The organism is Pseudoalteromonas sp. TP27 (assembly GCF_056470645.1).
Genome location: NZ_JARDAK010000002.1, coordinates 319,360 through 339,871 on the forward strand (window position 1 = coordinate 319,360; position 20,512 = coordinate 339,871).

18 protein-coding genes are annotated in these 20,512 nt (G+C 40.0%); 3 read left to right on the forward strand and 15 right to left on the reverse strand.

The features are described 5' to 3' along the window. Positions 1-30: 30 nt before the first annotated feature. From galU to rplU, 6 genes are all read right to left on the reverse strand, one after another. Positions 31-915 (reverse strand): UTP--glucose-1-phosphate uridylyltransferase GalU, encoded by an 885-nt coding sequence (galU, locus tag PX700_RS03735; protein ID WP_166419663.1) that lies wholly within the window; start codon positions 913-915, stop codon positions 31-33. Positions 916-1,225: 310 nt separating this feature from the next. Beyond that, on the reverse strand, positions 1,226-1,603 hold the full coding sequence (locus tag PX700_RS03740; RefSeq protein WP_415637465.1) for a DUF3718 domain-containing protein: 378 nt from the start codon (positions 1,601-1,603) through the stop codon (positions 1,226-1,228). Between the two features lie 78 nt (positions 1,604-1,681). Next, on the reverse strand, positions 1,682-2,173 hold the full coding sequence (gene folA, locus PX700_RS03745; protein ID WP_415637464.1) for a type 3 dihydrofolate reductase: 492 nt from the start codon (positions 2,171-2,173) through the stop codon (positions 1,682-1,684). Positions 2,174-2,245: 72 nt separating this feature from the next. Beyond that, the gene (cgtA, locus tag PX700_RS03750) at positions 2,246-3,403 is read right to left on the reverse strand and encodes an Obg family GTPase CgtA (RefSeq protein ID WP_007586086.1); all 1,158 of its coding nucleotides are present in this window, start codon (positions 3,401-3,403) and stop codon (positions 2,246-2,248) included. Positions 3,404-3,543: 140 nt separating this feature from the next. Then, positions 3,544-3,801 (reverse strand): 50S ribosomal protein L27, encoded by a 258-nt coding sequence (rpmA, locus tag PX700_RS03755; RefSeq protein ID WP_002957747.1) that lies wholly within the window; start codon positions 3,799-3,801, stop codon positions 3,544-3,546. 16 nt (positions 3,802-3,817) lie between these two features. Then, positions 3,818-4,129 (reverse strand): 50S ribosomal protein L21, encoded by a 312-nt coding sequence (gene rplU, locus PX700_RS03760; protein ID WP_002957748.1) that lies wholly within the window; start codon positions 4,127-4,129, stop codon positions 3,818-3,820. Between the two features lie 422 nt (positions 4,130-4,551). Here rplU and ispB point away from each other — a divergent pair, with 422 nt between their 5' ends. Beyond that, the gene (gene ispB, locus PX700_RS03765) at positions 4,552-5,523 is read left to right on the forward strand and encodes an octaprenyl diphosphate synthase (RefSeq protein ID WP_415637462.1); all 972 of its coding nucleotides are present in this window, start codon (positions 4,552-4,554) and stop codon (positions 5,521-5,523) included. Between the two features lie 86 nt (positions 5,524-5,609). On the opposite strand, the gene mdh is transcribed toward ispB, so the two are convergent. Beyond that, entirely contained in the window at positions 5,610-6,542 is a 933-nt protein-coding gene (gene mdh / locus PX700_RS03770) for a malate dehydrogenase (RefSeq protein ID WP_193154889.1), read from the reverse strand. 225 nt (positions 6,543-6,767) lie between these two features. Between mdh and argR the strand changes: the two genes are divergently transcribed. Beyond that, complete coding sequence (gene argR, locus PX700_RS03775) at positions 6,768-7,235, forward strand: transcriptional regulator ArgR (RefSeq protein WP_002957753.1); 468 nt, start codon at positions 6,768-6,770, stop codon at positions 7,233-7,235. 16 nt (positions 7,236-7,251) lie between these two features. On the opposite strand, the gene PX700_RS03780 is transcribed toward argR, so the two are convergent. Genes PX700_RS03780 through PX700_RS03795 form a run of 4 tightly spaced genes read right to left on the reverse strand, consistent with a single transcriptional unit; the run spans position 7,252 to position 11,885 of the window. Then, positions 7,252-8,151, reverse strand: a complete 900-nt coding sequence (locus PX700_RS03780) for a Dyp-type peroxidase (RefSeq protein ID WP_479519899.1) — start codon at positions 8,149-8,151, stop codon at positions 7,252-7,254. A 48-nt stretch (positions 8,152-8,199) separates the two neighbouring features. Then, positions 8,200-9,249: an ABC transporter ATP-binding protein gene (locus tag PX700_RS03785; RefSeq protein ID WP_415637461.1), complete on the reverse strand. Its 1,050-nt coding sequence runs from the start codon at positions 9,247-9,249 to the stop codon at positions 8,200-8,202. Beyond that, on the reverse strand, positions 9,250-10,881 hold the full coding sequence (locus PX700_RS03790) for an ABC transporter permease (RefSeq protein WP_479519900.1): 1,632 nt from the start codon (positions 10,879-10,881) through the stop codon (positions 9,250-9,252). It abuts the gene before it with no gap. Continuing rightward, positions 10,881-11,885 carry a Fe(3+) ABC transporter substrate-binding protein gene (locus tag PX700_RS03795; protein WP_479519901.1) on the reverse strand — a complete coding sequence of 335 codons (1,005 nt, stop codon included), beginning with the start codon at positions 11,883-11,885 and terminating at the stop codon, positions 10,881-10,883. The genes PX700_RS03790 and PX700_RS03795 overlap by 1 nt, the downstream gene beginning before the upstream one ends. Before the next feature lie 910 nt (positions 11,886-12,795). On the opposite strand from PX700_RS03795, the gene PX700_RS03800 reads away from it, so the two are divergent. Then, the gene (locus PX700_RS03800; protein WP_479519902.1) at positions 12,796-13,311 is read left to right on the forward strand and encodes a hypothetical protein; all 516 of its coding nucleotides are present in this window, start codon (positions 12,796-12,798) and stop codon (positions 13,309-13,311) included. 10 nt (positions 13,312-13,321) lie between these two features. Here the strand turns inward: PX700_RS03800 and PX700_RS03805 are convergent, their stop codons facing one another. The 4 genes from PX700_RS03805 to aceE all read right to left on the reverse strand — a co-directional run bounded on the left by PX700_RS03805 (position 13,322) and on the right by aceE (position 20,473). Next, positions 13,322-14,002: a tRNA-uridine aminocarboxypropyltransferase gene (locus PX700_RS03805; RefSeq protein ID WP_415637457.1), complete on the reverse strand. Its 681-nt coding sequence runs from the start codon at positions 14,000-14,002 to the stop codon at positions 13,322-13,324. Positions 14,003-14,264: 262 nt separating this feature from the next. Further along, positions 14,265-15,689: a dihydrolipoyl dehydrogenase gene (gene lpdA / locus PX700_RS03810; RefSeq protein ID WP_479519903.1), complete on the reverse strand. Its 1,425-nt coding sequence runs from the start codon at positions 15,687-15,689 to the stop codon at positions 14,265-14,267. 184 nt (positions 15,690-15,873) lie between these two features. Continuing rightward, positions 15,874-17,796 carry a pyruvate dehydrogenase complex dihydrolipoyllysine-residue acetyltransferase gene (gene aceF, locus PX700_RS03815; protein WP_479519904.1) on the reverse strand — a complete coding sequence of 641 codons (1,923 nt, stop codon included), beginning with the start codon at positions 17,794-17,796 and terminating at the stop codon, positions 15,874-15,876. 10 nt (positions 17,797-17,806) lie between these two features. Continuing rightward, entirely contained in the window at positions 17,807-20,473 is a 2,667-nt protein-coding gene (aceE, locus tag PX700_RS03820; protein ID WP_479519905.1) for a pyruvate dehydrogenase (acetyl-transferring), homodimeric type, read from the reverse strand. Between the last annotated feature and the right edge of the window lie 39 nt (positions 20,474-20,512).

The following is a 20,512-nucleotide window of genomic DNA, read 5'->3' on the forward strand; positions in this document are numbered from 1 at the left end:
CTAGTGTAGAACGTAGAATATGCTCTGCAGTTAAGGTAAATTTAAATCGTTTATAAAGCGAGAAAAGTCATTACCTAACTTTTTATCCCGCATGCTGTACTCTACAATTGCTTTTAAATAACCGAGCTTATCTCCACAATCGTGAGAGCGGCCACTCATATGAAATGCTTCAACAGTTTCTTGCGCCATTAACGCATCAATAGAATCAGTAAGCTGTATTTCACCGCCAGCACCTACAGAGGTTTTTGCGAGTAGAGGCCAAATATTTTTACTCAGTACATATCGCCCTACAACTGCAAGATTTGAAGGTGCTAAATCTGCATCGGGCTTTTCAACCATCGCTTTAATTGCAGCACTTTTACCTGGCATTAACTCAACACCGTTTATATCAGCAATACCATATTTACTAACGTCTTCTTTAGCTACCGGCTCAAGCATTATTTGGCTTGCTTGAGTTTCTTTAAAGCGTTTAATCATTGCGGCTAAGTTTTCAGTTTTTTGGTCTGCTGTATAAGCATCAAGTATCACGTCTGGCAGGAGTACGACAAAATCATTGTCGCCTACTATCGGCTTCGCGCATAAAATAGCATGCCCTAGCCCTTTAGCTTCACCTTGGCGTACACTCATAATGGTGACATCAGGCGGACAAATAGAGCGAATCTCATCTAATAAAGCACGTTTAACCCGCTTTTCAAGAGTCGCTTCTAGCTCGTAACTTGTATCAAAGTGGTTTTCGATTGCATTTTTAGAGCTATGTGTCACTAATACAATATCTTTAATACCAGCAGACACACATTCGCTGACAATATATTGAATAAGTGGTTTATCGACTATTGGGAGCATTTCTTTTGGAATAGCTTTTGTCATAGGGAGCATTCTCGTCCCTAAGCCTGCTACTGGAATTACAGCTTTCATATCTATCCTTGGTGTTTAAGTTTGTAAATAAACTACCAGATTCAAAATAGATACGAGCTGAATAAAGTTACATCTTTTGAAAAGACAAATTTGAAGCTGTTTTCTGAAAGGAATATTTATGGCAGTTTAAAGCAGGCTGGTCAGTTATGAAGCTTATTAATGATCTTGCATGAAAGTGGGAGGTTAAGAAACAGACGAATTCTTTACCGTCTTAAATATATGTTAGCCTAGTGTTATTATTTATAACAACCCTAGGCTATCAACTTTTGGACGCACAATATTGATGATAAAATTATAAAATGTTTTATAACTAAAGACCAGCACGCTCTTTAATCACTGCAATAAGCGGTGAGCTAGCAAAATTGCCTTCTACCCAACTAATATCAGCGCCATCAGCTAACGCACTTTTTGATAAGTTTTTAACTATATACTCACCAGTATCCACTGCATTACTAGCAACGGCATGACGTAGCAAGTTATTACCGTTACATTGCACTGCATCATAAATATTACGAATTTTCACGCGAGAACTTTTAAGCTTACTACGTAATCGGTTTTTATCGTCTGCAGCAATATATTCGCAAATAGATACTGCTAATTGATCTTCTGCACTTACAGGTGCGGTATACGAAAACGAACTTACTGCTACAACAGCAGTAACTACTACTAGCTTTGATAATTTAAACATGACAAACCCTTTATGGTACTTTATTCCTATATAGACTGTTTAATATTATATCAACCTACTAAAAATTACGCAATAATGTTAACGTGCTTTATATAAGGTTACGAACTTATAACTAGATTTGTTCTTTTCATCAGGAAGGTTATCTTGCTCTTCTTTTACGTTCCAATTAGCGACTTTATTGTAATCAGGAAACTGTGTATCGCCATTAACATCTAAATCAATAAAAGTTAAATACAAGCGATCAGCTTTTGGTAAAAATTGCTCATAGATATTACCGCCACCAATAATCATTACTTCTTCTACATCACAAACTAGCTTTAATGCGGCTTCTGGGGTAGTTACAGTTTCAATGCCCTGCGCAGTATATTCACTATTTCGAGTAATAATAATATTACGACGCCCTGGTAAAGGACGACCTATCGACTCAAATGTTTTACGACCCATGATCACCGGCTTACCCGTAGTTACCTTTTTAAAATGCTGAAGATCTGCTGGTAAATGCCATGGCATTTTATTATCTAGGCCAATTACACGGTTATTTGCCATTGCAGCAATCATTGAAATTATCATAATAAACACCTAGTACTTTATTCTTAACAAAGAAAAAGGAGCATAAGCTCCTTTTTAATAAATTCTATTTAATTAACGCTCGTAGACTACTTCTACGTCGTAATCATCTTCATCCCAGTCGTCCCAATCATCATCATTGCCCTTACCTTTAGTGGCTTTTTCATGATAGGTATCCCACTTAAATTCAACTTCTTCATCTTCAACTTGTACAAACTTCTCTTTAGGCATGCTATCAAGTAGTGTCATTATGTTATGGATTAAAGGTTGAGTATTAAGCTTATTGATTGCTGAAATATGATAAATATTTTCAGTTTCACCCAGCTCTTCTGCAATCGCTTCACAAAGCGCTTTTGCTTCATCCTCTGGTAATAAATCTATTTTATTAAAAACTAACCAGCGTGGTTTTTCAGCTAATTTAGGGCTGTATTGATGTAGCTCGTTAATAATTGAGAATGCATTATCAACAGGGTTTGAACCATCTACCGGCATTACATCAATAATGTGCAATAACACACGACAACGCTCTAAATGCTTCAAGAAGCGAATACCTAAGCCTGCACCATCAGATGCACCTTCAATTAGACCCGGAATATCCGCTATAACAAATGATTTATTTGCTTCAGGACGAACTACACCTAAATTAGGAATAAGCGTCGTAAACGGATAATCAGCTACTTTAGGGCGAGCTGCCGATACACTGCGGATAAACGTAGATTTACCTGCATTTGGTAACCCAAGTAAGCCTACATCAGCTAATAATAGTAACTCTAACTTTAAGTTACGTACTTCACCGGGTGTGCCCAATGTTTTTTGACGAGGTGCTCGGTTAGTACTTGATTTAAAACGTGCATTCCCCAAGCCGTGGAAACCACCTTTTGCAACCAAAATCCGTTGACCATCTTGAGTTAAGTCGCCAAGTCCCTCTTGGGTATCAACATCCATGATGCGCGTGCCTACAGGCACCATAACAAATAAGTCATCGGCTTTTCGGCCTGTACAGTTACGGCTACGACCGTTAGTACCACGTTCGGCTCTATGGAAGCGCTCAAACTGATAGTCAATCAGGGTATTTAAGTTTTCATCAGCTTGTAGATAAACACTACCACCGTCTCCACCGTCACCGCCGTCTGGTCCACCATCTGGAACATATTTTTCACGACGGAAAGACACGATGCCGCTGCCACCGTCTCCAGCTTCTGCGCGAATTTCTACTTCATCTACAAACTTCATGATTACTCACTTTAGGGATTGGCTTGTTTAATAACTCTATTATATACCCAAGCCAACACAAATGCAGGCTTGGGTATATATTTTGACTGACTACAAAACAAAAAACCCCGCAAAGGCGGGGTTTTTAACTACCTTACTGATTACTCAGTTACGATAGTTACGTATTTACGGTTTAAAGGACCTTTCTGTTCAAATTGAACTTTACCATCTGCTTTTGCGAAGATAGTGTGGTCTTTACCGATACCTACGTTAGTACCAGGGTGGAAACGAGTTCCACGCTGACGAACAATGATGCTACCCGCTAGAACTGATTCGCCACCAAAACGCTTAACACCTAGGCGTTTGCTTTCTGAATCGCGACCGTTACGAGTACTACCAGCTGCTTTTTTATGTGCCATTTCTAAGTACCTCTAATTAAGCGCTAATGCTAGTGATTTTAACTTCAGTGAACCATTGACGATGGCCCATTTGCTTACGAGAATGCTTACGGCGTCTAAATTTAACAACCTTAATCTTCTCACCGCGACCATGTGAAACAACCTCAGCTGTTATCTTGCCACCGTTTACGAACGGTACACCGATCTCGATTTTCTCACCATCAGCAACTAAAAGTACTGAATCAAATTCTACTGCCGCACCAGTTTCAACGTCTAATTTTTCAAGACGAATCGTTTGACCTTCAGTCACACGATGCTGTTTACCACCACTTTGGAAAACCGCGTACATAATTAACTCCGTCTGTGCACCCTCAAATCGGCGCAACTAAAATATTCTTCGATAGGGCGCGAAGTTTACGCTAACGCGAAATAACTAGCAAGCCTATTTTGTAATTAAAATGAATAAAAAGTAGCTGCTTTGAGAGCAATTCAATATTTACCCCATTTTATATTAATTAGCCCTTTTGCCAAGCGCTTTTTAACTCTTGGACGAAATAAATTAATGCACTCAAATATAACCCTCACAGCTTAATATCTAAGCACACCGTAAAGGGTATATTGATTAGCAATTAATCAGTTATCTTGGCTAATTCAGGCTAAATTAAGTACTTTAATAGTGTTTTTTCAATCAATCGTCACAAAATATCGAGCTAGTGCATTTTTTGTTGTACAATCTGCGCCGTTCACACATAAAAATTGGCTCGGAGATCAATGGATATAAAAGCTATCCAGGCGTTAATCGAAAGCGATATGAATGACGTCAATCAACTTATACATGCGCAAATGCGCTCAGATGTGGCGTTAGTTAATCAGCTTGGTTTATATATAGTTAGCAGTGGCGGCAAGCGCGTTCGTCCCATGCTGGCGATTTTAGCGGCCAAAGCACTCGGTTATCAGGGTAAAGATCACATAACGCTTGCAACAATTGTTGAGTTTATTCATACAGCAACGCTATTGCATGATGATGTTGTTGATGAATCAAACTTACGACGTGGCACGCCTACAGCAAATGCTGAATTTGGTAATGCCGCTAGCGTATTGGTTGGTGACTTTATTTACACTCGTTCATTTCAGCTTATGGTTGGCCTTGGAAAAATGCAGGTTATGCAAGTACTTGCCGATGCAACAAACATTATTGCTGAAGGCGAAGTATTGCAGCTAATGAACTGCAACGACCCAGATACAACCGAAGCCAGTTATATGCAGGTTATTTACTCTAAAACGGCTAAGTTGTTTGAAGCCGCTACAGGGCTTGCTGCTATTATCACTGAGCAAGATCAAACCACGCTTGATGCACTAAACCTGTACGGCATGCATTTAGGGACTGCGTTTCAGTTAGTGGATGACGTACTCGATTACAATGCAGATGCTGAGCAGTTGGGTAAAAACATTGGTGATGATTTAGCTGAAGGCAAACCAACGCTTCCACTTATTTATGCTATGCAAAATGGTAGCGAGCAGCAAACGCAGCTTATTCGTGACGCAATAGAGCACTGCAATGGTATGGAGCATTTAGAAGAAATTTTATCGGCACTAAAGCAAACCAATGCGCTTGAGTTTACAATGCAAAAAGCAGAGCTTGAAGCTGACAAAGCCATTGCGTGTTTAGACTTTTTAGAAGAGTCTGACTATAAGCAAGCGCTCATAAGCCTTGCACGTATTGCGGTTGACCGCGACCACTAGTTTTAACTAGTTACACAGTGTGACATTAATTCTGAGCAATAAAAAAGCCTGCAAATGCAGGCTTTTTTGTTATTCTACTTTGGCTATTACGCCATGAAATCAACACCTTCTTTGATGTCTTTTTTCAGTGTTTCAAGCATGTCATTTTTTGCTTTTGTTTCAAATGCGCTTAGTTCGCCATAAGAAAGAATTTCTTCTACGCCGTTTTTACCTAAACGTACTGGGTGTGCAAAGTACTCTGCATCGCCATTTTCAACAGCAACGTAAGCGTAATCTACAACGTCTTCACCCTGTAGGCCTTTAACTAAAGACATACAAAAACGAGCAGCAGCTGCGCCCATTGATAATGTAGCTGAACCGCCACCGGCTTTAGCATTTACAACTTCAGTTCCCGCATTTTGGATACGTGGAGTAAGTGCAGCAACTTCTTCATCAGTGAAAGAAACACCTTCAACCTGAGAAAGTAGAGGAAGAATAGTTGTTCCTGAGTGACCGCCAATTACTGGTACTTTAACAGTTGCTACGTCTACGCCTTTAAGTTCAGCAACAAATGCTTCTGAACGAATAACGTCAAGCGTAGTAATACCGAATACACGTTTAGCGTCGTAAGTACCTGCTTTTTTAAATACTTCAGCAACAATTGGAACTGTGCCGTTTACTGGGTTAGTAATAATACCTACTAACGCTTTAGGACAGCTAGCAACAATGCCTTCTGCTAACGTTTTGATGATGCCAGCATTTACATTAAATAAATCAGCACGATCCATACCTGGTTTACGTGGCATACCCGCTGGGATAAGAACGATATCAGAGCCTTCAAGCGCTTTGTTTAATTCATCTGCGCCAAAACCTGCTACTTTAACATCTGTTGGGATGTGAGAAAGGTCAACCGCAACACCTGGTACTACTGGTGCAACATCATAAAGTGATAATTCAGAGCCAGCTGGTAAGCCTGTTTTTAATAATAAAGACAACGCTTGGCCGATACCGCCTGCAGCACCTAATACAGCAACTTTCATTGGAATTCTCCGTAATTTGAGGTAGGAAACATTTGTGGCTCTTAAGATAATGAAATTAGCGACTAAAAACAAATTTATCCTGTCTATTTCAAGTATATTTTCGACCATAGTCGTAAACTTTTGTGATTTAACGCATCAAACTGGCAAGTTAACTAAACAACTGCTGCATAATTATTCATTATTGTGTAGAATTTACGGCATAAATAACAAAAACGAATGAAGACTATGCAACCACAAGATAAACAAGAAGCACTAGTAAAAGCATTTAAATCGCTTTTAAAAGAAGAAAACTTTGGCTCTCAAGGCGAAATAGTTGATGCGTTAAAAGATCAAGGCTTTGACAACATTAGCCAAAGTAAAGTGTCACGCATGTTAAGTAAATTTGGCGCTGTACGCACACGTAATGCTAAACAAGAAATGGTTTACTGCTTACCAGCTGAAATGGGTGTACCTACGGCCAAGAGCCCGTTACGCCAATTAGTAATCGACATTATGCACAACGAAATGATGATCATCATTCGTACCAGCCCTGGTGCGGCTCAGCTTATTGCGCGCTTATTAGATTCATTAGGTAAAGCAGATGGCGTACTAGGCACAATTGCAGGCGACGATACTATTTTTATCGCCCCAGCTAAAATATCTGAAATAGACGTAACGCTTGAACGTGTTCGCATTTTATTTGATACGGTTTAATAACTAAATTAGTAAACTAAATCTGTTTTAAAAACCCGACTGAAGGTGCAAAAAAAGCAGAACCCATATCGGCTTGAGTAAAATCAAGCCAGTGGTCGTAACAATCTCCTTCCCCTAAACGGCTATTAAGTACTTTTTCAAATGCAGTACCCGTACAAGCACATGTAATTAATAACATTCCCTGCTCATATACATCGCCATAAGGCATGCTTTGATTTAATAGTAGCGGTTGGCCGTCTTCGTCTTTTAGCTCACTTCGCGAAGCATGGCTGGTTTCAATCGCGGGGGTAATTAGTGTGTTATCAAGGCGCGTACGCCCCATTATTTGTTCTTGCTCACTCAATGATAAATGCTGCCACATAGTTAAGTCATGCTTATAACGCTGAACATGAATATAACTCCCCTGATCTTCAAAATTGCCAGGGTTACTAATTAAAGCCGTAGCGCGCTTTTTTCTTCCATGCGCGGTGTCGCCACCATAAATAAAACCGTTAAAATCACGACCATCTAAAAAGCGAAAGTTACGAATTTGCTCCACCAGCTCAACATCGGGGGCAAATAGTTTTAAAATTTGCAGCGCAAATAAATGGTTAACGTCTTCACGGTCAGAGCGAATTTGCACAAATAAATCGCACGGTTGTACGCTCATTTGGTGATCGCTGTGGTTTATATTAGGAAAGCTCTGTAATTCGCTTGGGATGTATTCAGGGAGGATATGCGGCCAATACTGGGCACCAATAGCAACCATACAAGAGAGCATTGATTCTGAAAATTGATCGCTAAACTCTTCTTCAATAGCGCTTACTTGTTTTAACTTTGCGCGAAGTGATTCATCTTGACCATCAAACACATTAAAAAATAAGTGCAAACCGTGTAAGTTTGCTTCAGCACAAATCCCTGATTGCGCTTGCGCCATTGTTATTCCTTAGTTTTACAGATAAAAACACAGCGAATAACAAATTAATTACGATTCGAAAAAATTCACCGTGTGAGGTTTTATTTTTATTATAACCTGTTCATTATTTTCAAATGACTGGCCATATTGTGCAGCAACTTCAATTTCTTGTTCATCAATAACAAGCGAATAAACATACGCCGAACCAATAAAGCGACGACTTATGATTGTAGCTCGCTTGCTGAACTTGTCACTCTGGTTATCTGCCACTAATTCTATTTGATGAGGGCGCACATATATAAGCCCTACGCTTACGTTATGCTTACTCTCAACATAAGATTCGACTAAACCAAATGGTGTTCTGTATTCAGTTGCGGTTAACACTTCTGCGCTTAAGTATATGCCCTGACCCAGAAACTCTGCAACCTCCTTTGAACATGGCGCTGCAAAAAGCTGCTCAGGCGTGCCTTGTTGCTCAATTTTACCGCGATGCATAATGGCAAGTGTATCTGAAAAGGCAAACGCCTCTTCTTTTGAGTGTGTAACAAACACAGCAGATACCTGAGTTGCCTTTATAATTCGGCGGATATCGGCAATTAATTCAAAGCGTACTTGTGTGTCGATATTTGAAAAGGGCTCATCAAGTAGCAATAAACTAGGCTTATAAGCTAATGCACGAGCAATAGCTACGCGCTGCTGTTGACCACCCGATAACTGATGCGGGAACCTGTCGGCACAGCCAATTAAATGCACAAGCTTAAGCATTTCATCAACGCGTTGCTGCTTTTGAGCTTTACTCATTTTACTAAGCCCAAATGCGATATTATTTGCTACCGTTAAATGCGGAAACAACGCATAATCTTGAAACATCATGCCGATGTTGCGATGCTCTGGCGAGACAAACGATTGCTCATCACTCACTAATTTACCGTCTATAAAAATAGACCCTTGCTTGGCTTCAATTAAACCTGCAATCGCTTTTAATGTGGTCGTTTTGCCGCATCCACTCGCACCAAGTAAGCATACTATTTCATCTTTACCTACCGTTAAATCTAAATCGTGAATAACCTGTGTACCGTTATAGTGATAGCTCACGCCTTGTAAAATTAAACTACTCATTTAACTACGCTGCTCCATAGAACGATTAATAAAATACAAAGGAATAAACCCAACAATAACAATAAATAATGCCGATATTGAAGCAAGCTCTAATTGCTCGTCACTCACATACTGAAATACATGAGTAGCTAAGCTTTCAAAATTAAACGGTCTGAGCAATAACGCAGCCGGCAGTTCTTTCATACACTCAATAAATACCAATAATGCAGCAGTAAGCAATCCTCTTCGCAGTAAAGGTAGGTGCACTAAACGCAGCGTTTGCCCTTGGCTTTTACCCATTGATTGGCTTGCCATATCAAGTGATGGGCTAATACGTAAAAAACTCGACTCAATTGCTCCGTGTGCAATGGCGTAAAACCTAACAATATAAGCAATAATAATAGTAAGAATGCTACCTGTAAGCAGTAAGCCAATATCTAAATTATACCTCTCTAGCACGGTATTAATGGTGTTTTCTAATAATGTAAGAGGTAATAAAACCGCAATAGCGAGTACTGTTCCAGGCAACGCATATCCTGTGCTTGCTAAACGCCCTGGAATAAGCGGATATGTTTGCTTTGCCACGCGCTGATAAAACACAACAAAAATACTTAGCGTAATCGTTATTAGGCTCACAACCCCTGCCACTTTTAAACTTTGCCAAGCGTAACTAAAAAACTCTACATTCCATGCTTTATCAAAGTAGGTAATGGCGTAATTTATAAGTACTGCAATAGGAATTACAAACGCGATAAGTAAAATAAAGCTGCAAAATGCCGTTGCGAGCCAAGCTGACTTTCCTTTTAATACATAGAGAGATTCACTATTTACACTTGATTGGCGTTCAAATACCGCTTGGTTACGACGACTAAAGCGCTCTGCCATTAATGCTAAAAATAACAGTAATAACATCACACCCGATATTTTAGCTGCCGCTGTAAGTGAGTAATAACCAAACCACGTATCGTATACGGCAGTCGTTAATGTACTTACGGCAAAATAGCTGACGGTTGCAAAGTCAGCCATGGTTTCCATGCTTATAAGCGCAAGAGCCGCAACAATTGCCCCACGAGAAAGCACCAAGCTTACTTTAAAAAAACTTTGCCAAGGAGATAGCCCCATTAACTGGCTAGCTTGTACTAATTTAAATGACTGCTCGCGAAGAGCCGTTTTAAAAATTAAAAATAAATACGGATAAAGCACCAAGGCAATCATAACTATGGCGCCGGGTAATGTACGAATATCAAAAAACCAATAGTCATTAGGTGATTGCCAGCCAAACCATTCCCTCAGCGCTATTTGCACCGGGCCCGCATAATCTAATAAATCAGTGTATACATAGGCAATAATATAGGTGGGCATAGCAAGGGGCAGCATAAGTGCCCATTCAAACTGTTTTTTACCGGGGAAAGTACAATAAGCTGTTAGCCAGCCAAGAGGTAATGCAATGGCGCAGCTAAGGACACAAACACCTAAAACAAGCAATACGGTATTGGTTATGTAATCCCAAAGCACGGTATCCCACAGGTGAGAAAACACCTCAGAGCTACCTTGTAGAGATTCAAAAAGAAGAAAAAACAACGGAGCCGATAGTATTAAGCCTGTCGACCACGCAAAGAGCTGCCATTTAGACAGCTTAAATTTATTAGTCATTAAAGATCGAACTTCACCTCATCAATTAGCTTAAGTGCTAACGGACGATATTTACTTATCTCATCAAGTGGCAAGCTGTCTTCTTTAAAACTCCCCCAAGAGGCAACCAAACTTGATAGTTCAACACCCGACTTAACTGGATACTCCATATTTAATGAGGCATACATATTTTGTGCTTTACTGTCGGTCATATACTCTATGAGCTTTAACGCATTTTCAGGGTTTTTAGCATATTTGGTAATAACCGCACCCGATACATTTATGTGTGAGCCACGATTAGTTTGATTCGGAAAGTTAATATTTACGGCCTCTGCCCAACTTTTTTGTTCTTTATCTTCTAGCATTTTGCCAAGGTAGTAACTATTACCTAATGCTAAGTTACATAGACCTTCTTTAACGGCTTTAACTTGAGCACGATCGTTACCTTGCGGTTTACGTGCTAAATTAGCCTTAACACCTTCAAGCCACTCTTTAGTTTGCGCTTCACCATGATGTGCAATCATAGAAGCCACTAAACCTAAATTATATGGATGTTTGCCAGAACGCGTACAAATCTGCCCTTGGTATTTAGGGTCAGCTAAATCTTCATAAGTGAGCTCAGGTAATGCGCCAACTCGCTCTTTTGATGAGTATACATTACGCACTCGCTTAGTAAGCGCAACCCATTGCCCGTCGCCATCGCGAAAAGCTGCAGGCACGTTATTATTTACACTGTCACTTTTTATAGTTTGTGTTAATTTTAAATCTTCTAATTGAATAAGCGCACTAAAGTTAGATGTTAATACTAAATCAGCTTTACTATGTTTACCTTCGCGTTTAACACGCTCAATTAACCCTTTTTTAGCAAAAACAACATTGGTTTTTATTCCCGTTTGTTTTGTAAAATCGTCTAAAATTGGCTGAATCAAAAACGGCTGACGAAAAGAATAGATATTAACAACGTCACTTGCAAAGGCAGGTGCCGATACTGCTAACCCTAAAACAAGTGTAAATACTGTCTTCATTATTTCACCTAAATAATTGTTATTATCATCGAATTCTACCGTGCTCATTCAAAAAGTGCACACTTTAAATAAATGTAAATATGTAAATAACGCCCAAAAAGGAAATGCCGTGTAAGAGATATCTCACGGATGTGACAGCTAATGAGTAAAAATCAAGATAAAAAACACTCAAAAAACAACTAACAAACTGTATTATATGAGTTTTATTTTTATTACCATTGCAGAAATACTAATTGAATGTAGTTTTATCCCTATTTTAGTTGCTCTATTGCACTATAATTTACGCATCAACCAAGCAACGACGCTTATTGAGTAAAAGGAAATGGACTGCTTACTCAACCAACCAATGATTAGGTTACCAGTAAAATACGGATTTAGGACAGGCTCAGGATGAGTATCACAACGAAATGTTGTAAAAAAGGACAGCGTCAGGAAGATGCGAATAAGGATAACAACAGGCTAAGTTGTTCAACAGGATGTTGAAGGAATAAAAGGACAGGCCTTTTAAGGCAACACAATGGATTGGTTAAAATAGGGATACACTAGGAAGTGTAATTAAGGATTTGGTAATAGTATTTACCCTACAGGATGTTTAGGAATTTAAGGATACAGGCCCGGATGGCCTACATTACATAGAACTAAAAAGTAATATAGTAATAAACATGGATTAGTAAAAATTGGAGTTGATTAAGTTCAATTGCAGGATGCAGAAAATTAGAAGATTCCGCAAGCGCGCCTAGAGATAGAGCGCGCTTTTCTTTGTCTAAAATTTGGGACTTAGCAAGTACCATCAATCGATTTAGACGCGGTGTCTATTTATCGATAAGAAACTGAGTATTTGTTTTAAATTTCACTAAATTTTTAATAGGCTGCGCCGATAACTAAACAATATAAGGATTATAAATACTCAATGGACATGAACTTTAAGACGACCCAAAGCAATACCTTCTCACTAAAAGCATCAAGCATAAATACAGCTAGCCCTATCGGAATTTTTACAACGGAAACTCCTCAAGAAAATCCTTATAAAGTATTGTTTAATCCTGCAGGTTATAACTTTTTTGATATGCCAATAAGCGAATTTAAAAATATAATTAACGTAATTATCCAATTAGAAAGTGATATTCGCACCGGCAAGTGGGGAGAAGGTGCCAGATCTGATGAGTTTAGTTATCAGCTTAATAGAATATCTAACGCTATTGCGACTACTAACTTTAAGGGAAAAACCAATATTAGCTGTTACTTTTTAAAGCGAGTCGAAGAAGCTAAAGAAATGATTGGTGAGGACTGTACCTCATTTATTCAGGCTCATAATAGTATAAGCCAACTCTATAATACGGTTTTGCAATTAACCTCTGAAGAAGGCTTCAGGGCAATTCAAAACAAAGCAATAACTCACTTAAAAGAGCAGCAAGCATTTGCTTAGCTGCATAAATTTAGTCTTCTAATGGCCTGCCTTTATTGCGCTTACCCAATAAATACGCATCACGAAACTTAATAAAGTGCTGCTCCAACTTTGTTGAGGCATCCACTTCACCCGCAAGTGCTAACACCATAATCCCCACTTCAGCAGTGCCTAGCTGATGCGCATGAGGGGCAACACGTAAGCGGTAATCAGATAGTTTATCAGCAGTGACAGAAAGTACTGGCAAGTTATCTAGGTAGGGGCTTTTACGAATCATTTTTTTAGCTTCGCGCCACGTACCATCTAAAAATATAAATAGTAACTTTTTACCCTCTTCAATATTCACTTCGGTAATGGCTCTTCCCTCTTCTACATCTTCAGCAGGAAATACTACCATTGGCTGATATTGGGGATCGTTTATTAAAGCTAAAAAAGCAGGATCTGGGTCTGTTCTATCCCATCTAAACGCATAGTTATTAGGAACAATCTCTGCGATTAATCGCCCTGTATTAGACGGCTTAAAACTTTCATTATGGTACATCAGTAAACATACAGCAGCATCGCACTGAGCGTGCTCAACACCTTTACAAATACAGTAATGTTTAGCTATTAAGCATTGTTCACAGCGATCTAATTTACCGCCTCGCGCATTGAATTCACGGCGAGATTCACTTATTTGCTGAGCACGTAATGCCAAAACTGCATTTTTCACTGTATTTACCTTCAATTAATTAGGCGCGCATTGTAACTATATTTGATGGTAATAGATATGTAAGGGCTGTGACGAGAATTTTAGCAATCAGTAATAAAAACCCGTATGCGGAGCATACCTCGCGCAAGTTTTTAATTTAAAAAGCGCGGCATAAAGCCGCGCCTACGCATAATTAAAACACTGTAATTTAAAACCTGTTCTTTCACCCATAAAAAAACCCAAGCCAGGCTTGGGTTGTTCAAACAAATGCTAAAAAGTTAAATTACTTCTTTTTAACTGCTTTTTTGTTTGGTAAGTCAGTGATTGAACCTTCAAAAATCTCAGCTGCAAGGCCGATTGATTCGTTCAATGTAGGGTGAGCATGAATAGTAAGCGCTAAGTCTTCACCATCTGCACCCATTTCAATACCTAAACCGATTTCGCCAAGCATTTCGCCCGCATTAATACCGATCATAGCACCACCGATTATACGACCACTTTCTTTATCAAAAATAAGTTTTGTAGAACCTTCAGTACGAGCAGATGCAATAGCACGGCCAGATGCTGCCCACGGGAACACCGCAGTTTCAATTTTTAAGCCTTGCTCTTTTGCTTCTTTCTCAGTAACACCTACCCAAGCGATTTCTGGGTCAGTGTAAGCAATCGAAGGAATACATTTAGGGTCGAAGAAATGCTTCTGACCAGAAATAACTTCTGCAGCAACATGACCTTCATGAACCGCTTTATGCGCAAGCATAGGTTGGCCAACTAAGTCACCAATGGCAAAAATATGGTCAACGTTAGTACGTAATTGCTTATCAACATTAATAAAGCCACGTTCATCAACGTTTACGCCTGCTTTATCTGCATCAAGTAAGTTACCGTTTGGAGTACGACCTACAGCAACAAGCACTTTATCGTAACGTACAGGTTCTGCTGGTGCGTTTTTACCTTCAAATGTTACATATAAGCCGTCTTTTTTAGCTTCAACGCCAACAACTTTAGTTGAAAGCATTACGTTGAATTTTTTGCTTACGTATTTTTGGTAAATCTTGATAATGTCTTTATCAGCTGCTGGCACTAATTGGTCAGCAAATTCTACAACATCAATTGCAGAACCAAGAGCACGGTAAACCGTACCCATTTCAAGACCGATAATACCACCACCAAGTACAAGTAGTTTTTCTGGTACATCTTTAAGCTCTAGCGCGCCAGTTGAATCAATTACACGGTCATCTTGTGGGATGAAAGGTAAGTTAACTGGTTTAGAACCTGCTGCAATAATCGCGTTATCAAACGTGATAGTTGTTGCGCCATCTGCGCCTTCAACTACTAAAGTATTGCTGCCAGTGAATTTGCCGTAACCAGATACAACTTTCACTTTACGCATTTTAGCCATGCCCTCTAGTCCACCAGTTAACTGGCCAACTACAGAATCTTTCCAAGTACGAACTTGGTCAAGATCGATCTTTGGTGCGCCAAAAGTAACACCATGAGATGACATTTCAGCTGCATCATCAATCACTTTAGCTACGTGTAAAAGTGCTTTTGAAGGAATACAACCAACATTAAGACATACGCCGCCTAATGTTTCACGAGATTCTACCAATGTAACTTCTAAGCCCAAGTCAGCAGCACGGAAAGCCGCAGAATAACCACCAGGACCACCGCCTAGTATAACAACTTGAGTTTTTAATTCGTTGCTCATGCTTTTACCTTAATTGTTTGAACGGGACACTGCCCTAAAATTTAACTGCCATGTTTCTGCAAGGCAGAAAGAGTAAGCAGCGCACAAAGTGATGCAATTCGTACAAAGATTGTATCATTGCAAATGGTAAAAATCCCAGCTAAAAACAACTGGCTGGGATTTGATTCTATTTATTATCTAACGATTACATCACCAATTGGCGAATATCGCTCATGTAACTTGCAAGAGTCACAGTAAAGCGTGCTGCTAATGCGCCGTCAATCACCCTATGGTCGTATGACATAGAAAGTGGAACCATTAACTTAGGTTCAAACTCTTTACCATTCCATTTAGGTTTCATTTCAGATTTAGATACACCTAAAATAGCCACTTCTGGTGCATTAACAATCGGCGTAAATGCCGTACCGCCAATACCACCAAGGCTTGAAATAGTAAAACAACCACCTTGCATATCAGACGATGTAAGCTTCCCGTCACGTGCTTTAACAGATACTTCCATTAACTCGCGTGATAGTTCAATAATGCCTTTTTTATCAACATCTTTAAACACTGGTACAACTAAACCGTTTGGCGTATCAACCGCAACACCAATGTTAATGTACTTTTTAAGAATTAAGCTTTCGCCATCTTCAGAAAGCGATGAGTTGAATTTTGGAAATTCAGCAAGTGCTTTTGCAGCTGCTTTCATTACAAACACAAGAGGCGTAATTTTAACACCCAGTTTTTTCTTCTCGCTAAGCACATTTTGCTCTTTACGGAATACTTCAAGGCTTGTGATATCAGCTTCGTCAAACTGTGTAACATGTGGGATTTGCACCCAGTTACGGTGTAAGTTTTTGCCCGACAGCTTTTGAATACGAGACAGTTTTTGCTCTTCAATTTCACCAAACTTAGCAAAATCTACTTTAGGCCATGGAATAAGACCCAGCTCACCGCCACCAGCATTACCTTTGCTAGCAGACAGCTGACCTGATTCAACTTGCTTAACTAAGTTTTTAACATAGTTTTGCACGTCTTCTTTAACTATACGGGCTTTGCGACCAGTGCCTTTAACGTTAGCTAGGTTAATACCAAACTCACGCGCTAAACGGCGAACAACTGGCGATGCATGAGCATACGCGCTGTTTTCTGTGAAGCTTTCGTTACTTGCTTTTGCAGGTGCTGCTTGAGCCGGTGCCGACTCTGCTTTTGGTGCCGCTGCTTCAGGTGCTGATTTTTCAGCGGGTGCAGATGCCGCTGGCGCACTGCCTGCAACTTCAAATACAAAAATTAATGAGCCTGTCGATACTTTATCGCCTGCGGCTACTTTAATTTCTTTAACTGTACCGGCAAATGGAGCTGGTACTTCCATTGCCGCTTTATCGCCTTCAACGTTTAAGATTGATTGATCTTCTTCCACCGTATCGCCAACTGCAACCATAATTTCAGTTACTTCAACTTCATCGCCACCAATATCAGGCACATTCACTTCTTTAGTACTTGGTGCTACGCTTGCTGTTGAGCTAGCTGCTGGCGCTTCTACAGGAGCCGACTCTTTAGCCGGTGATGCAGATTCACTGCCTGCTACTTCAAAAACAAATACTAGTGAGCCAGTTTTAACAGTATCGCCAGCGGCGACTTTAATTTCTTTAACTGTACCAGCAAATGGCGCAGGTACTTCCATTGCAGCCTTGTCGCCTTCAACGTTTAAGATAGATTGCTCTTCTGAAACGGTGTCGCCAACAGCAACCATAACTTCTGTTACTTCAACTTCATCATCGCCAATATCTGGTACGGTTACTTCTTTAGTTGAAGAACCTGTAGAAGCAGCAGGTGCTGCCTCTTCAGATTTAGCTGGAGCAGCGGCTGATGTATTTTCTTCATCAGTGCTTTCACTCTCGCCTTCAAACAAAAATACTAAAGAGCCCGTTGTAACGGTATCGCCAACGTTTACTTTAATCTCTTTAACTGTACCCGCTTGCGAAGCCGGTATTTCCATTGATGCTTTGTCGCCTTCAACATTTAGTAATGATTGGTCTACATCTACTTTGTCGCCAACGCTTACTAGTATTTCGGTTACTTCTACTTCATCGTCACCAATATCTGGTACTTTAATTTCAATACTCATTGCAAACCTCTTATGCGTACAGTGGGTTAAGTTTGTTAGTGTCGATGTTGAACTTTTTAAGTGCTTCAACAACTACTGACTTCTCAACTTCACCGCGTTTAGCAAGTTCAGATAACGTAGCAACAACAACGTAGCTCGCGTTAACTTCAAAGTGACGACGTAGGTTTTCACGGCTATCAGAACGACCGTAACCATCTGTACCTAACACTTTGTAGTTGCTGCTTGGAATGAATGAACGCGCTTGCTCTGCGTAGTTTTTCATGTAATCCGTTGCTGCAACAGTCACAGAGTCGTTTAATACGCTTGTGATGAATGCTGTTTTTTGCTCGCCTTCAGGATTAAGCATGTTGAAACGCTCAACATCTTGACCATCACGCGTTAATTCGTTGAAAGATGTTACTGAGTAAACATCTGATGCAATACCATATTCTTCGCTTAAGATTGAAGCAGCTTTGCGTACTTCAGTCATAATAGTACCTGAGCTTAGTAGCTGTACGTTGGCTTTTTTACCTTCGTAACTTTCAAGCTTGTAAATACCTTTACGAATGCCTTCTTCAGCGCCTTCTGGCATAGCTGGCTGATGGTAGTTTTCGTTCATAAGCGTTAGGTAATAGTAAATATTTTCTTGGTCATCACCGTACATACGACGAATACCGTCTTGTACAATAACAGCGACTTCAAAAGCGTAAGTTGGGTCATATGAAATACAGTTAGGAACCGTATTAGCAAGAATATGACTGTGACCATCTTCGTGTTGCAAGCCTTCACCATTTAGCGTTGTACGACCCGCAGTAGCACCTAATAAGAAACCACGTGCTTGTTGATCGCCCGCCATCCATGCCATGTCGCCAACGCGTTGGAAACCAAACATAGAGTAGTAAATGTAGAATGGGATCATTGGTAAATCGTTAGTGCTGTATGAAGTTGCAGCAGCAACCCATGACGACATTGCACCTAACTCATTAATACCTTCTTGAAGCACTTGACCAGATGTTGCTTCTTTATAGTAAGAAACGATATCACGATCCTGTGGCGTATAGTTTTGGCCATGCGGGTTATAAATACCGATTTGACGGAATAAACCTTCCATACCAAACGTACGCGCTTCATCGGCAATAATTGGTACGATGTTTTTACCAATGCCTTTGTCTTTTAATAAGATATTAAGTGCACGAACAAAACCCATAGTCGTAGAAATATCACGCTTTTGCTCTTCAAGTAGCGGCTTAAATGCCTCTACTTCTGGCAACGCTAATTTTTCGCTAAAACGTGGAATACGCTTAGGTGTATAACCTTTAAGTTCATCACGACGAGCATGTAGGTATTTATACTCAGGGGAACCTTCTTCAAGCTCTAGGTAAGGAAGCTCTTTTAACTGTTCTTCAGATACTAAATCATCAAGACCAAGTCGTGAACGTAAATGTGCAACATGCGACATGTCCATTTTTTTCACTTGGTGCGCAATGTTTTTACCTTCAGCTGCTTCACCCATGCCGTAACCTTTTACAGTTTTAGCAAGAATTACAGTTGGACGGCCTTTAGTGTCTTCTGCTTTTTTAAATGCAGCAAATAATTTTGATGACTCATGACCACCACGCTTAAGCGCGAAAATTTCGTCATCTGTCATGTCAGCAACAAGTGCTGCTGTTTCTGGGTAACGACCAAAGAAGTTTTCGCGTACGTACGCGCCATCTTTAGCTTTATATGTTTGGTAATCGCCATCCACAGTTTCGTTCATTAACTGTAGTAATTTACCAGTCGTGTCTTTAGCTAGAAGAATATCCCAGCCGCTGCCCCATACTAGTTTAATTACGTTCCAGCCAGCGCCTTTAAACAAGCCTTCTAGCTCTTGAATAATTTTACCGTTACCCATAACTGGGCCGTCTAAACGCTGTAAGTTACAGTTAACTAAGTAACAAAGGTTATCTAGTTTTTCACGTGCAGCAAAAGAGATAGCGCCACGTGATTCTGGCTCATCCATTTCACCGTCACCTAAAAACGCGTATACACGTTGGTTTTTAGTATCTTTTAAGCCACGACCATCTAAGTATTTTAAGAAGCGCGCTTGGTAAATAGACGAAATAGGACCCAGGCCCATTGATACCGTAGGGAACTGCCAAAATTCAGGCATTAACTTAGGGTGTGGGTACGATGGTAAGCCTTCGCCATCAACTTCTTGGCGGAAGTTATCTAGTTGCGCAGCCGATAAACGACCTTCAACAAATGCACGTGCATATATACCCGGAGAAATATGACCTTGGTAATAAACTAAGTCACCACCGTCTACGTCATTTGGCGCTTTAAAGAAGTGGTTAAAACACACTTCATAAAATGCAGCAGATGATTGGTAAGACGCCATATGGCCGCCTAAGTCGAGATCTTTTTTAGATGCACGTAAAACGATCATAATCGCGTTCCAACGTATAATTGAACGAATACGACGCTCAAGGTTTACATCACCTGGGTAAGCAGGTTCTTGATCTACAGGAATAGTATTAACGTAGTTCGTGGTAATACCCGTTGGCATATCAACGCCGTCTAAACGGGCTTGCTCTAATACTTGCTCAAGTAAAAACTGAGCTCGTTCAACACCTTCTTCGCGCACAACTGATTCAAGAGCTTGTAACCACTCTTGTGTTTCTAGCGCGTCTACGTCAATTTTATTGACTTCAGACATATGGAGGTTTCCTTATGTTTAAAATACGAATATTGTTAA